This is a genomic window from Arthrobacter sp. Y-9 (assembly GCF_029690065.1).
In the GTDB taxonomy this organism is placed as follows: domain Bacteria; phylum Actinomycetota; class Actinomycetes; order Actinomycetales; family Micrococcaceae; genus Arthrobacter_E.
This window is the reverse complement of the sequence record NZ_CP121463.1, coordinates 958,579-972,804: the sequence shown is the minus strand read 5'-3', so window position 1 is coordinate 972,804 and position 14,226 is coordinate 958,579. Positions and strand designations below refer to the sequence as shown.

At 70.5% G+C, this 14,226-nt stretch carries 10 protein-coding genes; 5 read left to right on the top strand and 5 right to left on the bottom strand.

Annotated features, from left to right (window positions below; genetic code table 11):
* Positions 1-325: 325 nt before the first annotated feature.
* From P9849_RS04305 to P9849_RS04295, 3 genes are all read right to left on the bottom strand, one after another.
* Positions 326-2,491, bottom strand: coding sequence for a DUF5719 family protein (locus P9849_RS04305; protein WP_278268459.1), 2,166 nt, complete (start codon positions 2,489-2,491; stop codon positions 326-328).
* Positions 2,484-5,735 (bottom strand): glycosyltransferase family 2 protein, encoded by a 3,252-nt coding sequence (locus P9849_RS04300; protein ID WP_278268458.1) that lies wholly within the window; start codon positions 5,733-5,735, stop codon positions 2,484-2,486. The genes P9849_RS04305 and P9849_RS04300 overlap by 8 nt, the downstream gene beginning before the upstream one ends.
* Positions 5,736-5,803: 68 nt before the next feature.
* On the bottom strand, positions 5,804-6,340 hold the full coding sequence (locus P9849_RS04295) for a WhiB family transcriptional regulator (RefSeq protein ID WP_278268457.1): 537 nt from the start codon (positions 6,338-6,340) through the stop codon (positions 5,804-5,806).
* A gap of 220 nt (positions 6,341-6,560) precedes the next feature.
* On the opposite strand from P9849_RS04295, the gene P9849_RS04290 reads away from it, so the two are divergent.
* A complete protein-coding gene (locus P9849_RS04290; protein ID WP_278268456.1) occupies positions 6,561-7,307 on the top strand; it encodes a TIGR03089 family protein in 747 nt (248 codons plus the stop codon).
* A gap of 163 nt (positions 7,308-7,470) precedes the next feature.
* Here P9849_RS04290 and P9849_RS04285 read toward each other — a convergent pair whose 3' ends face one another.
* Positions 7,471-7,974, bottom strand: a complete 504-nt coding sequence (locus P9849_RS04285; RefSeq protein WP_278269088.1) for a GtrA family protein — start codon at positions 7,972-7,974, stop codon at positions 7,471-7,473.
* 239 nt (positions 7,975-8,213) lie between these two features.
* On the opposite strand from P9849_RS04285, the gene P9849_RS04280 reads away from it, so the two are divergent.
* From P9849_RS04280 to manA, 4 genes are read left to right on the top strand one after another with little or no spacing between them, the layout of a single operon-like run.
* Positions 8,214-9,374, top strand: a complete 1,161-nt coding sequence (locus P9849_RS04280) for a 5-(carboxyamino)imidazole ribonucleotide synthase (RefSeq protein WP_278268455.1) — start codon at positions 8,214-8,216, stop codon at positions 9,372-9,374.
* A 49-nt stretch (positions 9,375-9,423) separates the two neighbouring features.
* Positions 9,424-9,999: a 5-(carboxyamino)imidazole ribonucleotide mutase gene (gene purE, locus P9849_RS04275; RefSeq protein ID WP_278268454.1), complete on the top strand. Its 576-nt coding sequence runs from the start codon at positions 9,424-9,426 to the stop codon at positions 9,997-9,999.
* A 7-nt stretch (positions 10,000-10,006) separates the two neighbouring features.
* Positions 10,007-11,650, top strand: coding sequence for an LCP family protein (locus tag P9849_RS04270; RefSeq protein ID WP_278268453.1), 1,644 nt, complete (start codon positions 10,007-10,009; stop codon positions 11,648-11,650).
* Positions 11,651-11,690: 40 nt separating this feature from the next.
* Complete coding sequence (manA, locus tag P9849_RS04265) at positions 11,691-12,932, top strand: mannose-6-phosphate isomerase, class I (RefSeq protein ID WP_278268452.1); 1,242 nt, start codon at positions 11,691-11,693, stop codon at positions 12,930-12,932.
* 187 nt (positions 12,933-13,119) lie between these two features.
* On the opposite strand, the gene P9849_RS04260 is transcribed toward manA, so the two are convergent.
* On the bottom strand, positions 13,120-14,145 hold the full coding sequence (locus P9849_RS04260; protein WP_278268451.1) for a GNAT family N-acetyltransferase: 1,026 nt from the start codon (positions 14,143-14,145) through the stop codon (positions 13,120-13,122).
* Positions 14,146-14,226 lie beyond the last annotated feature (81 nt).

Sequence of the window (14,226 nt, the reverse complement as noted above, 5' to 3'; positions counted from 1 at the left end):
GGACTTGCCCGCGGCACTTCGTGAGCTCGCTAGGACGTGAGCACGCTGAGAAGGGTCTGACCTCGCTACGCGCGGTAGCGAGGTCAGACCCTTCAGAGCGAGTTCGGCGCACGACTCGGACTGCCTCGCGCGTACCACCCGCCGAGTACGCCCCACCCGCCGAATACGCCATCGGGGGTGTGAGTCCGCTGCATCTGATAGCGGATTCACACCCCCGATGGCGGACTCGGCCCCAGCGCACCACTCGGGAGGGCCCGAGCCGGATGGACCAGCCGGAAGAGCGAGTCGGACGCATCAATGCCGGTCGGCGCCCGGGCAGCGCAGGTCAGTGACCCAGGCGCACCGGGAGCTTGTCGAGACCGGAGCCGGTGACAGGAACGGACAGGACACTCACGCCCGGACCCTTGTCCTCGGTCTGCACCAGGGCGGCGTAGGCCGGATCACCGGAGGCGGAGAACAGGTACCCGACCACGGCCGATCCCCCGGCCTTCTCGGGAACCTCCACCGTCGCCGTCGTGCCGGCGGCCAGGGTGGCCTTGGCGGCCGGCTGCACGGCGCCGTCGGCCGTGATCGCCCGGTAGCTGACCTCCGCGCGACCGGCGGGTGCGCCGAACTGGAGGCGGCTGGTGCCGCCCACCGGAACGGTCATGACCTGGTCCGTGCTCAGAGGAGCCGACGCCGGCACCCACGCGAAGTCCGACGGATCCTTCGCGGTGGTCCCCCGCGTGGCGCGGACGGCCGCGGTCACGGAGACGTCGGAGCTGATGGCGATGGTGTAGTCCCCGTCGGGCAGGCCGGAGAGGGGAATTTGAGTCACCGTCCCGGCCGGGGCGTTCACCACGCCCTTGTCGAGGGCCTGCTGACCGCTCTTGCCGTACACCCTCACCTGGACGACCGCGTCCTGCGCGCCCGGGACCGCCAGCGCCAGCGTCGGCGCGGCGTCCTCGAAGCCGCTTCCGAGCTTCGCCGCCGCGGCGCTGCCACGCAGCGAGACGCCCGGGATGATCTGCCGCGTGCCGGGCTGTCCGGTGGGACCGAGATAGTCGACGCCGCCGGGGGTGAGCCCGCGCAGCACGCTCTGCTGCACGGTGGCCGTGACCGGGCCGCCCGTGCTGCTCACATGCACGGCCAGAGCCGCCTGCTGCGGAGCCAGACCGGCGAGGACGAGGGACCGAGACTGACCCGCCCCGATCGAGAGACCTCGGCTGCCCGGGGCCTTGATCTGGCCCTTGTCGCCGTACAGTTCGAGATTCACCGTGGCCGGGGTGGTGCTCGGATTCGAGAGGTTCAGCACCGAGGTCCGGCCCACCAGGGTGGACGCACCCACGATCCACTGATCACTGCTCGGAGCCTGGCACGTGACGGCGGCCAGGCCGCGGAGATCGCCGTCAGTCGCCCGGTAGGACAGGGCGGACGCTCCTGTGGAGTCCTTGCCGTCCAGGGTGCCGACCCGCAGCACCTCGGGCCCGGAGGGCGTCCTCGAAGGAATCGCCGCGGCTTTGAGATCCGGCAGGCCGGGGACGCCCTCGTCGGTCTTGGGGCTCGCCTTGGTCAGTTCCTGAAGGGTCTTGCCGTCCAGGGACTGCACACCGCTGGCCGGCATACGGCCGGTGGGATCGCTCAGCGTGAGACCTCGCAGCACCGTGGTCGCTGTGCTCGACTCCGGCCGGAACTGCGCGTCCGTACCGTCACCGGCGCCCGCCAGGAGGCGGGGCGCGGCAGGGCAGACGGACAGGGAATCACCGGCGGGCACGTCGGCGGCGACGGCGGCCAGCTGGCCTCCCGCCGTCCGCGGCGCCACGGTGCCACCAGCGGCCACAGTGCCGAGCAGCGCGATCGACGCCACTCCCGCGGTGCCTGCCGCGATGGCCTTCGCGATTCTCCGGGCGGCCCGGGGATTCTTCACCGGCGCGGTGCCTTCTGACGCCGAAGCCTCTGACACGGATGCCTCCGACGCCGCGGGCAGCGTGGCCGCGGCCTCAGCCTTGAGTTTCCTGCCCGGCTTCTTCGCGGCCGCCTCGCGCTGAGCCTCGGCCTTGGCGGCCCTCGCCGCAGCCTTCTCCGCGCGGGCTTCGGCCTTCGCGGCGCGAGCCGGCGACTTGGCCGCGCCCCGCGTGGCGGGGTCACCGGTGACTGCTCCAGCGGTCGGAGCCACCGGTTGCTCCGGAGCCTTGGCAGGTTCCGGCTGCTTGACGGGCTCAGGCGCCTTGGCAGGTTCCGGCTGCTTCACGGGCTCAGGCGCCTTGGCAGGTTCCGGCTGCTTCACGGGTTCAGGCGCCTTGGCCTCGGACGCCGCGCTTTCCACGGACCCCGCGGCCCCGGCGGCACTCGTAGCCGCAGCCGAAGCCGCCGGCGTCACGGGAGCGTCCTCCACTCCGGGGGCCGTGGCACCCGCAGCGGTCTTCGGCGTCGTGGCCTGCTCGGCGTTCTCCGCCGGACGGTCGTCCTTCACCGGGCCGTCCTCCGTGCGCTTGTCCTTGTCCTCAGTCATGTCCGGCCTTCCTCAGGCTTGCCTCGTCCCGGACCATGCGGACCTTCCCGGGACGTTCGGGAATGGGCACTGCGAGCAGCGCGGTGACGATGAACACCACCCAGGTGATGACCCGGACCCACGGGATCCACGGATCGCTGTGGGCCACCACGAGGTGCCCGCCGCCCGCGGGGAGGTCGAAGGCCTGTTGCCAGCCGACCGTCGTCGGGTTCAGGCGCTTGCCGTCCAGGCTCGCGGTCCAGTTCGGATCGCTGCGCTCGGCGAGCACGAGCTTGCGGCCCTCGGGGCCCGCGCCCAGCGTGGTGTCCACGCCGACCGTGCCACTCTGGAGCTGGCTCAGCACCTTCCCGGAGCCGTCCAGGACGCGCACGCGGTTGATGGTGTCGGAGTCCTTCAGCGGCGGCTGATCCAGCGCGCGCACCCGCCAGAGCCAGCCGGCGTCGGTGGGTCCGACGGCGGCGAGACCGGGCACGGCGTCGATGCGGCTGGCGGTCAGCCCGGCGGCGTCGTTGGCGCCCTTGAGCACCACGAAACCGGCGCCGAGCTTCTCCAGCGTCGGACGGGGGTCCACGCCCTGCCCGGCGACGATCGTGGCGACCGCGCTGCGGATGCCCGCCGACGCGTCGTCATCGGCCGCCGGAGTGTCGGAGTCGTTGCGGATGCCGTGCACGGCGGCGAGAGTTGAGAGCGCGTCCAGGGTGGTCCCGGAGCCGCGGACGAGGGCGGCGGTGTAGCTGCCGTCACCGGCCTCGGTGATCACGAGGGTTCGGGTCTGCTCCGGACCGCGCCCGCGGTCCACCGCGGTGGCGGGGATCTGGGGCTTCTCCTGCGTCTGGAAGTTCTTCGCGGCGCCGTAGCGCGGGCCGTCGGCCACCGTGCCGACCCCCAGGTTCGAGGCGAGCCAGATCCAGGAGCCCAGGGCCGGCCCCAGGAGCAGGACCACGACCGCCACGGACACGACGCCGACCCGCCACGGAGCGCGACGGGTGCGGGAGGCCTTGCGGCGCTGCAGCGCGCGGTCCGCACCGAGCAGGGCGGAGACCAGCACGGCACACGAGGCCACGGAGACCGCGGGGCCGGTGAAGGGGGTCACCACGGCGTCGACGCCCACAGCCACGGCGATGCCCGGAATGACCCAGCCGACGGCCAGGAACACCGCGGCCACCAGGAGGGCCAGCGTTCCGGTCCGGCCACGGCGGCCCGGAACCAGAGCGCCCCAGACGGCGAACAGGAGCACGGGGGCGGCCAGGACGAGCATCAGGATGAAGGCCCACGGCACGTCGCCGGGGAGCCATCCGAGACCGGGGATCGCGGCGTGGAGATCCACGGCGATCGGCTGGCCGAGCAGCTGCTGCCACAGGGGCGCGGCGCCGAACGTCTGCGGGACCCCCGGGTCGGCCAGGAAGGCCCGTGGCTGGGTCACCGCGGTGAAGGCGAACGGCAGGAACAGCGCCAGCGGCGGGGTCAGGCTCCACCAGAGGGCGCGGCCGCGGCGGCGCAGCAGGAGGGCCAGCAGGACGACCGACACGAGCGACGGGACCAGGAGCACGGGGGCGCTGGCCGTGACCGCGGCCAGGAGCAGTCCGGCCCACGCGGCGGCAGTCCAGGAGATCGTGCCGCCCACGCCGGCCCTGCTGGTGAGCGGACCCTGCGGCAGCAGGCCGTCAGCACGGGCTTCGAGACGGCGGTCCCGGGCGGAACCGGTGGCGCGGACCAGGGCGAGCACCAGCCACGGCGTCAGCACGTGCACGAGGATGGCGCCGAGGCGTCCCTGGTTGAGACTCGTGAAGAGCGCGGGTGCGGTCCCCCAGATCAGCGCCGCGAGGAACCACGCCCTCCGGTGCCTGGTCAGCGACGCGGCCAGGAACCAGGCGCCGGCCGCGGCCAGCGGCATGGCGCCGAGGAGGACCGACTGCACCACCAGGCCGGGCTGTCCGCCGTTGAGAACGGAGAGGATCCAGAGGACCAGGCCGAAGGGATCACCATGCCCCGGATAGCCCGCTTCCAGAGTCACCCAGCTGCGGGTGGCGTTGTCCCAGACCTCGCCCAGCGTGGTGGACAGCGGGAGCAGACCGCCGCCGGACTGCGTGCCCCCGAGCACCGGGAACAGGCCCACCAGGGCGATGCCTGCGGTGATCAGGACGGAGGCGATGAGACCCCATCCGGCGAAGGCACGGGTCGGGGCGGCCAGGGAGGAGAAGTCGTCCTGGTTGTCGCCGCTCGGCTCCGAGGCGAGGCCCGTCGAGCTGTACGACGCGTCCAGGAGCTCGTCCGCCCCGAGCGCCTCCATGAGGGAACGCCGGTGCGCCCACACCTCCTCGCGGGAGGTCTGGAGCCGGCGGATGGTCTTGCGGGGGTTCTTGCGGGTCCGGGCCGCCACCTTGCGCCCACGGGCCAGGGCCACCGGACGGGAGACGCCCCGGATGGTTCCGGCGAGCTGCTGGAAGCCGTATCCCGGGTCTTTCATGGCGACGGCCAGCAGGAACCGTCCGACCGAGGCGATGAGTGTCCCGAGCACCAGGAACGGGATCTTCCACCAGCTGGTGTGCTTGAGACGGAGGTACACCTGCGAGGTTCGCGCCGCGGCCGGGGTGCCAAGGGCGTGAGGACGGTTCTGGACGTGGTACATCCGGGCCTGCGGCACGAAAGCCACGTTGTTCCCGGCGAGCCAGTTGCGCCAGCACAGGTCCACGTCGTCACCGGTGCCGGGCAGGGCGGGGTCGAAGCCGCCCATCGAGTCCCAGACGTCCCGGCGGACGAGCATGCCGGCGGAGTTGACGGCGAAACGGTCGCGGAGCTGGTCGTACTGCCCCTGGTCCAGCTCATCCGCCTCGATCAGGGTGAGGCGTTCGGCCCAGGTGCTCACGGCGAGGCCGGCGTCCACAAGCTTGCGCTGGGAGTTCCAGTCCAGCTGCTTGGCGCCGGCGATCGTGACGTTGGATGACCGCTCCACGGCTTCGAGCAGACGCTCCAGCGCGTCCGGCGCCGGGGCGGAGTCGTCGTGGAGGAGCCACACCCATTGCTGATCCGTGGGCGGCGCGGCGGCGTCACCGGCACTCAGCCGGTCCGCCGTCGCCAATCCGGCCTGCACGGCCGCTCCGAAGCCCAGCCGGGGGTGGCGGAAGAGCGCGACGTTGTCGGTGCCGAACGCCTCCTCCAGCAGCCGGGCGGAGCCGTCCGAAGAGGCCGCGTCGACGCCGATGCAGACATCCGCTGCACGGCTCTGCCGGGAGAGGGCGGCCAAGGTCCTGGGGAGGTAGGCACTGCCCTGGTGGGAGACCACCACGGCCGTGACCCGTGCTTGGGGGTGAATCAGACTGCTCGCTTCCTCAGTCGGCGGCGCTCCCGCTCGGACAGACCGCCCCAGATGCCGAAGCGTTCGTCGTTGGCCAGGGCGTACTCGAGGCACTGCTGCCGGACGGTGCACGCGGCGCACACCTTCTTGGCGTCCCGCGTGGAACCGCCCTTCTCCGGGAAGAATGCCTCGGGGTCGGTCTGCGCGCACAGGGACTCGGCCTGCCAGCTGAGCTCGGACTCGTCCCCGACCTCGCGGCCCGGAAGGATGGTGAAGGCCGCGGCCAGCCCGGTGGGCTCGGGGCGGGCGAACAGCTCGAGCGGCGGGTCCAGCTCGTCCTCGGGCGAGGCGGGCTCCGCCTCCGCGGGCTCATGCGCCGTGAGGAAGGCGGTGGCCTGATCCTCCAGGCTGCGGGCGGCGTCCTGCCGGAACCGCTGAGCGCGCTCCGGATCGGCCGGGTCCAGGAACCAGTCCTCCGGCACGGTGCGGGTGGCCTGGTACGCGGCCTGGCCCGGGGTGAAGTTTTCGTCTTGGATACGCTCTGTCTGCCCCATTGCGCCTCTCCTCGATCTGAATGGCTGCCGCCCGGATGGCACGTGGGGAGCCCTGAGGCGCACCTCCGGACCATGCCTTGGCGGTCTGCAATTACTAATTACACGCGTGTAACTAGGGCGAGGTCAAGCGGGCAGGGATAATACTCAGGACACTTGCTTTTTTCCCGATGCGCCACGCCGGGAGCTGAGCGGCCGCTTGCAGGAAGGATCGAACCGCCCCATGGACCTCGTTATCAGGACCCTGCTGAAGGACTTCCGCGAGGGCTTGAGCCTCCCACCTGGGGCTCCTCGTCTCACCTGGTACGGGCCGGACGGCGAACGGGTCGAGCTGTCCGGCAAAGTGCTGGACAACTGGGTGGCCAAGACCGCCAACTTCCTCCAGGACGAACTCGACGCGGCGCCCGGCGGCAGCATCGCGCTTGACCTGCCGGGTCATTGGAAGTCATCCGTGCTGGCGCTCGCGTCAATGAACCTCGGCCTGACCGTCCGGCCCGGCGCCCCGGGGAGTGATGAGGCGCTCTCCTCCTCCGATCTCGTCGCCACGGCCGACGCCGGGCTGCTGGAGCGGGCCGGCGACGTCGACACCCAGCTCGTCGCGGTGTCCCTGGGCGCGCTCGCGCCGCGCTGGCCCGGCGCGCTGCCGGCCGGCGTCGTCGACTACGCGGCGGAGGTCCGCAGCCACGGTGACGTCTTCCTGCCCTGGATGGACCCGACCGGCCAGGAGATGCTCCTCGTCCAGGATGATCAGGCCTACGACGACGCCGGGCTGGCCGCGTTCGCCACGCCCACTCCGGAGGGCGCACGGGTGCTGGTCCACGCCGCGGACGGCCTCACCGCGGTCCTCGCCCACTCCCTCGGAGCCTGGCGGGCGGGTGGCTCGGTGGTCCTGGTGCACGAGAGCGTGGCCGTGACCGAACGGCTCCTGGAATCGGAACGCGTGACGTCCGGCGGCGCCCGGACGGCCTAGCCACGGACGGCCTGGCAGCCCGGAAGCATCCAGCCCGGACATATCCACCTCAGACGAACGCAAGGGCCGGTCTCCGTGAGACCGGCCCTTCCGTGCGTCTTGATCCGCTGCCCTGAGCAGCGTCCGTAGAGCAGCGCCCGGGCTACCCGAGCCCGGAGCCGTGTCAGTTCTTGCCGGCTTTGCCGTCGATCAGCTCGTGGTCGTGGTCGTAACCGGGCTCCTCGTCCAGTTCCTTGTTGAACACCAGGAAGCGGTAGGCGAAGAAGCGGACCACCGTGGCGACGAGGATGCCGACGACGCCCGCGAGGAACAGCAGGTTCTTGTCCTCGATGTGCATCCAGTACTTGGCGATCGCCGTCAGGCCCGTGGAGATGCCGATGCCGATGCCGTTGATGATGACGAACATCACGAATTCACGGAGCACATTCGGCTGGCGGCGGTGCCGGAACGTCCAGAAGCGGTTGGCCAGCCAGGAGAAGATCGTGGCCACGGTGGCGCCGACGAAACGGGCTTTGGCCTCCGAGTCGTCCATGATCCCGTGCATCAGCCAGTAGGTCAGCCCGTTGTCGATCACGAACGCGATCCCGCCCACGGCACCGAACTTGGCCACCTCACGCCAGAACAGCGAGGCGAGCCCCCGGATGCGATCAGCGAGTTTGTTCACGATGTTTTCCTCCACGGCCAGCTGACAATGTGTAGACGACCCATGGGCCAGTGGTACATCTTAGCGCCGTTGTCTTTGCCGGGCTTCTGCGGATGCGGAACGCCGGCCGTGTGACATGGCTCCGCGGAGGAGTCCCACCGTGGACCCGAGGCTCCTTCCGTGGCCGTCACGAAGGGCCCGCCGCGGGTCACGCTGAGTGCCGGCTGGGGGCGGGTCCGGCCGCGTTCGGTAGGCTTAGGGGCGTGACTTTCCCTGTTGTTGGTGTGATCGGTGGCGGCCAGCTGGCCCGGATGATGGCCCCGGAGGCCGTCGAACTCGGCGTGGAACTCCGCGTCCTGGCCGAGGGCCCGGACGTCTCCGCGGTGGCCGCCGTCAAGACGACCCCGATCGGTGATTACCGCGATCTCGAGGCGCTGCGCGCGTTCGCCCGGGACGTCGACGTCATCACGTTCGACCATGAGCACGTCCCCACCGAGCACCTGCGGGCGCTGATCGCCGAGGGCGTCAACGTCCAGCCCGGCCCGGACGCCCTGGTGCACGCGCAGGACAAGATCGTGATGCGTACGGCCGTGGACCGCCTCGGTCTGCCCAACCCCGAGTGGGCCGCCGTGGACTCCGTGGACGCGCTCGTGGAGTTCGGTGACCGCATCGGCTGGCCCGTGGTCCTGAAGACCCCGCGCGGCGGCTACGACGGCAAGGGCGTGCGGATCGTCGACGACGCCGCCGACGCCGCGGACTGCGCCTCCTGGTTCGAGTCCATGTCCCCGCTCCTGGCCGAGGCCAAGGTCGAGTTCTCCCGCGAGCTCTCCGTGCTGGTGGGCCGCACACCGAGCGGCGAGGAGCGGGTCTGGCCGGTCGCGCACACCATCCAGGTGGACGGCGTCTGCGACGAGGTGATCGTTCCGGCGCCCGGTCTGGATCCCGCCGTCGCGCAGGCCGCCGAAGCAGCCGCGCTGACCCTCGCCGCCGAGCTCGGCGTGACCGGCGTGATGGCCGCCGAGCTGTTCGAGACGCCCGGCGTGGGCTCCGGCTTCCTCATCAACGAGCTGGCCATGCGACCGCACAACACCGGCCACTGGACCCAGGACGGCTCCGTGACGAGCCAGTTCGAACAGCACCTGCGGGCGGTCCTGGACCTCCCCCTCGGCGCCACGGACGTGCTGGGCGGCGTGGCCGTCATGAAGAACTTCCTGGGCGGCGCCAATCAGGACATCTACGCCGCCATGCCGGCCGCCCTCGCGGCCGCTCCGGGCGCCAAGGTCCACAATTACGGCAAGTCGGTCCGCCTGGGCCGCAAGATCGGGCACGTGAACATCGTGGCCCCGGACGCCGCCCAGGCCGACGAACTGCGCGAGCAGGCCGGCCGTGTGGCGTCCATCCTGCGCGACGGCGCCGGCTCCTGACCATCGCAACACCCTGACCGCTGAATCCCCAGACAACGATCGGACACGCATGAGCAGCAACACCACTCCCCTTGTAGGACTCGTCATGGGTTCGGACTCCGACTGGCCTGTCATGGAGGCCGCCGCCGAGGCCCTGCACGAGTTCGGCGTGCCGTTCGAAGCCGACGTCGTCTCCGCCCACCGCATGCCCACGGAGATGATCCGTTACGGGCAGCAGGCGCACGAACGCGGTCTGCGCATCATCATCGCCGGCGCCGGAGGCGCGGCACACCTGCCGGGGATGCTCGCCTCCGTGACCCCGCTTCCCGTCATCGGCGTCCCCGTGCCACTGAAGACCCTGGACGGGATGGACTCGCTCCTCTCCATCGTGCAGATGCCGGCCGGCGTGCCCGTGGCCACGGTCTCGATCGGTGGCGCGCGCAACGCCGGTCTGCTGGCCGTGCGCATGCTCGCCGCCGGTGACGGAGAATTCGCGCAGTCCCTGCGTGAGGACCTGCTCCGCTTCTCTGAAAGCCTGAACGCGGTGGCCTCGGCCAAGGGCGCCTCCCTGCGGGCCAAGGCGGCGGAGGTCTTCGGAGCCCCCGGAGTGCCGCTCGGAACCACCGTGGATGAGGCGCAGGCCTAGGGGCGCCATGATGAGCCGCATCCGCCTGGACGACCCGATCCGCCGGCCTCAGGAGGCGGATCCGGGCGACCGGGTGCGCCGCGCCTGGGTCCTCATCGCCCTCACCCTTCTGGTCCCCGGCGCCGCGCAAGTGGTGGCCGGTGACCGGCGCTTCGGGCGCATCGCCCTGCGCGTCACCTTCGCCGTCTGGGCCCTCGTGCTCCTGGCGCTGGTGACCGGTCTGCTGAACCGGGCCCTGCTGCTGTCCATCCTGACGCATCCGGTCCTCATGGTGGTCTGGATGATCGGGCTGGTGGCGCTCCTCATCGGGTGGGCGCTCGTGTGGGTGAACACCTTCCGCCTGTGCCGCCTGGCGATCCTGCCGCCCCGCTGGAAGGCCCCTGTGGCCGCCGTGCTCGTGGTGCTGATGGTGCTCAGCTGTGGCGCGCTCGGCTACGGCGCCTACCTCGTCAACGTGGCCCGGGGCGCCCTGGGCGATGTGTTCGACGCCGGCCGCCCGCCGTTCGACCCCGTGGACGGCCGCTACAACATCGCACTGCTCGGCGGCGACGCCGGCGAAGGCCGTGAGGGTCTCCGCCCGGACAGCATGTCCGTCATCAGCATCGACGCCGCCACGGGCGCCTCCGCGATCATCTCGGTACCGCGCTCCCTGCAGTATGCGAAGTTCCCGGACAGCTCACCCATGCACCGCATCTACCCGGATGGTTTCAACAACTGCGATCCGGACCCCCTGAACTGCCTGCTGAACGCGGTCTACACGGATGCCACCAACAACCACAAGGACCTCTACGGCGCCGGGAAGAACGCGGGCGCCGAAGCCACTAAGGACGCCATCTCCGGCACCCTCGGGATCACCATCCAGGCCTACGCCCTGATCGACATGGACGGCTTCGCCCAACTGATCGACGCCATGGGCGGGGTGAAGATGCGCGTGGGCGCGTGGGTCCCCATCAGCGCCGGCATGCTGCCCGGCAGCGACACCCGGCACGTGAAGCCGGACGGCTGGATCCACCCCGGCAACCAGACCCTCAACGGCTTCCAGGCCCAGTGGTTCGCCCGCTCCCGCGAGAACGTGGACGACTTCGCCCGCGTCCAGCGTCAGCAATGCGTGCAGCAGGCCATGATCAAGCAGCTCGACCCGGCCACCGTGATCACGAAGTTCGAAGCGATCGCCAAGGCGGGTGCGCACGTCGTGGACACCGACATCCCGCAGGGCCAGCTCGGCGGCTTCGTGGACCTGGCGGCCAAGGCCAAGGGCCAGCCGACGGTCCGCATGACGGTGGGTCCGCCGGACTTCCCGGCGGATTTCAGCCTGGGTGATCCGAACTTCGATCTCATCCACTCGAAGGTCAAGGCGCTGCTGGCCAAGGCGAGCGGGAAGCCGGCCAAGGCCGCGGCTCCGCTACTGCCTGGCGCGGTGAGTGAGGACGGCTCGGTCTCCGCCGCCGTCGCGCCCGGCCTGGGAGTTCAAGCGCAGGGTGCGGTCCGGCCGCACCTCGCCGACGAGCTGCCGCCGGACTTCCCGCTGAGCACCACACGCCCGGATGGGCAGCCGATCACCGCGGCTTATCTCAATTCGCTTTATGATGCCCAGGACTACCAGACACTGGACCAGCTGCTGGCGAAGAACGGCAATTGCGCCGCTCTCTGACCCGCCCCGGTCCCCTTCCGCTCCTGAAAGGACACCCGTGATGCTTCGCCTGGACAATGAGCTGCGCCCCTATGCGTGGGGATCCACCACGGCCATTGCCGAGCTGCTGGGACGCGTTCCCTCGGGCGGTCCTGAGGCGGAGCTGTGGATCGGCGCCCACCCGGATTCACCCTCGCGGGTGTCCGGCGGGCGGGGCCTGAACGAGGTCATCGCGGAGGACCCGGATCAGTTCCTGGGAGCCGGGAGCGTGGCCGCGTTCGGGCCGCGCCTGCCGTATCTGATGAAGGTCCTGGCCGCGGCCGAGCCGCTGTCCCTCCAGGTCCATCCGAGCCTGGAGCAGGCACGGGAGGGATTCGCCCGGGAGAACACCGCGGGTGTCCCCCGCGACGCCGCCTCGCGGAATTACAAGGACGACAATCACAAGCCGGAGATGATCCTGGCGCTCACCCCGTTCCGGGCGCTCTGCGGGTTCCGCCCGGTGGAGCAGTCGGCGGCGCTCTTCGAGGCGCTGGCCTCCGGATCGACGCACGACGACGCGCGGCACTACGCCGCGGGGATCGCCGCGGCCCTGCACGGGGCCGAGCCCCTCCGGACCGCCTTCGCCGCACTGCTCGCCGGGGGCGAAGGGCTGGCCGCCGTCACCTCCGGGCTGCGGGCCGTCGTCGACGGCCTGACCGCGGACGATCCGCACCGCACCGCGCTGGAGGCCGCGGCGGGCCTCCAGGACAAGTACCCCGGCGACCCGGGGGTCCTCGTCTCCCTCCTGCTCAACCTCGTGGAACTGACGCCGGGCGATGCCATCCACCTGCCCGCCGGGAACGTCCACGCCTACCTGGAAGGCCTCGGGATCGAGGTCATGGCCAACTCGGACAATGTGCTGCGCGGCGGCCTGACCCCCAAGCACATCGACGTCCCCGAGCTCCTGGCCACGGTCGACTTCACCCCGCTGCCGGAGGTGCCGCGCACCCCTCGTCAGGAGACGCTCCTGGGCCAGGAGATCTTCACCCCGCCGTTCCGCGAGTTCGCCCTGCAGCGCATCGAGCTGCGGGACGCCGCCGAGCACCTCGCCATCCGGCAGGACGGCGGGACGGTCCTGCTGGTGGTACGCGGCGCCCTCCGGCTGGACTCGCCTCAGGGCGAGCTGATCCTGCAGCGCGGCGAGAGCGCCTTCATCCCCGCCTCGGAGGACCCCGTGACGGCCCACCCCGCGGTGACAGGGGCGACTGACGACGACGGCGACGTGCTCGCCTTCGCCGTCAGCACGGGCCTGGGCATCTCGTGAGGCCTGTGAACCGCACCCTGTAGCCCGGGCGGGTTAACACCCGGCCCGGATACGACGAAGGCGTGGCCCCGCAACGGAACCCTCTCGGGTTCGCTGCGGGGCCACGCCTTCGTTCACGTCAGTGCGTCACGGGCCATGTCCGCCCGGGCCATTTCTCACCCGGCCAAGCCGACGCGACGGAAGTGGGTCAAGATCCCTTGACCTTCGCCTTGACCGTGGCGAGCAGTCCACGGGCCTTGCTCATGACCTTCTTCGCCCGCGGCAGCGCGACCTCCCAGAGAGGGTTGGCCACGGACAGCGGGAGGGCGTAGCTGCCCACGAAGTGGTTCTCGTGCTTCGCGAAGTAGCGCTTGAAGTCGCTGATGCGGTCGTTGAGGAGGCCGTTCAGGTCGAACTGCTCCACGCCCTGGGACTTCATGAGCTTCATGCACTCCCACTCGAAGCCACCGTTCGCCCGGAGCTTGCGGCCCTTGGCGTTCACACCGCCGTACAGGGCGAACGCCACCCGCGGGGTGACCAGCAGGAACTGGAAACCCACGGTCTCGCCTTCGCTGTCCACCAATTCATACACCGGGCTGCCTTCGCCCAGATCATCGAAAATGGCGTAATAATAGGCGTCGTCGTGCAATTCGAATCCGGCACGGTCCGCGATTTCCTTGTAAATCTCCAGGCACCGCGCGATGCCCGCGTGATCCGTCACTTCGCGGAGTTCAAAACCTTTGTTCCCGAATTTACGGATGTCCTGCCGGCGCTTCTGATGCATGGCGGCCAGCAGCGTCTCCTCATCCTGGGTGAGGTCCAGGACAAGGGTGTCCCCCAGGAGGAGCTTGTTGCGGGCGGGCTTCCACTCCTCGGACCCGGCGGGCATGGAGCCCTCCCAGTCCGGCTCGATCATGATGTTGACGGCCTTGCCCGAGTAGTTCTTCTTCAGGTAGTCACGGAGCGCCTTGAGCACGCGTCCGCGGTCTTCTGGCGCGCAGACGGGGCCGCGCGGGACGTACAGGAAGGAGCGGAACGGGAACGGCAGCGAACGCCGGAGGACCTGTGCGGCGCCGATGACCTTGTCGCCGTCGACCACCTGCAGACGAGCCGCGCGCCAGGCTCCGCGCTCCTTGAGAGTCCCCCAGCCCCAGAGCTGCAGCGGGTGTCCGCCGCGCTCCCTGATATGGGCATCCCATGCCGCCTGTTCGGTGCACACCTTCACGTCAACCATGGTCTCCAGTCTACATGGTGTGATAAACGCGTTTGATCGAATTCCCTTTCCGCGCGGGGAACAGGAATTCCCCATCGGAGA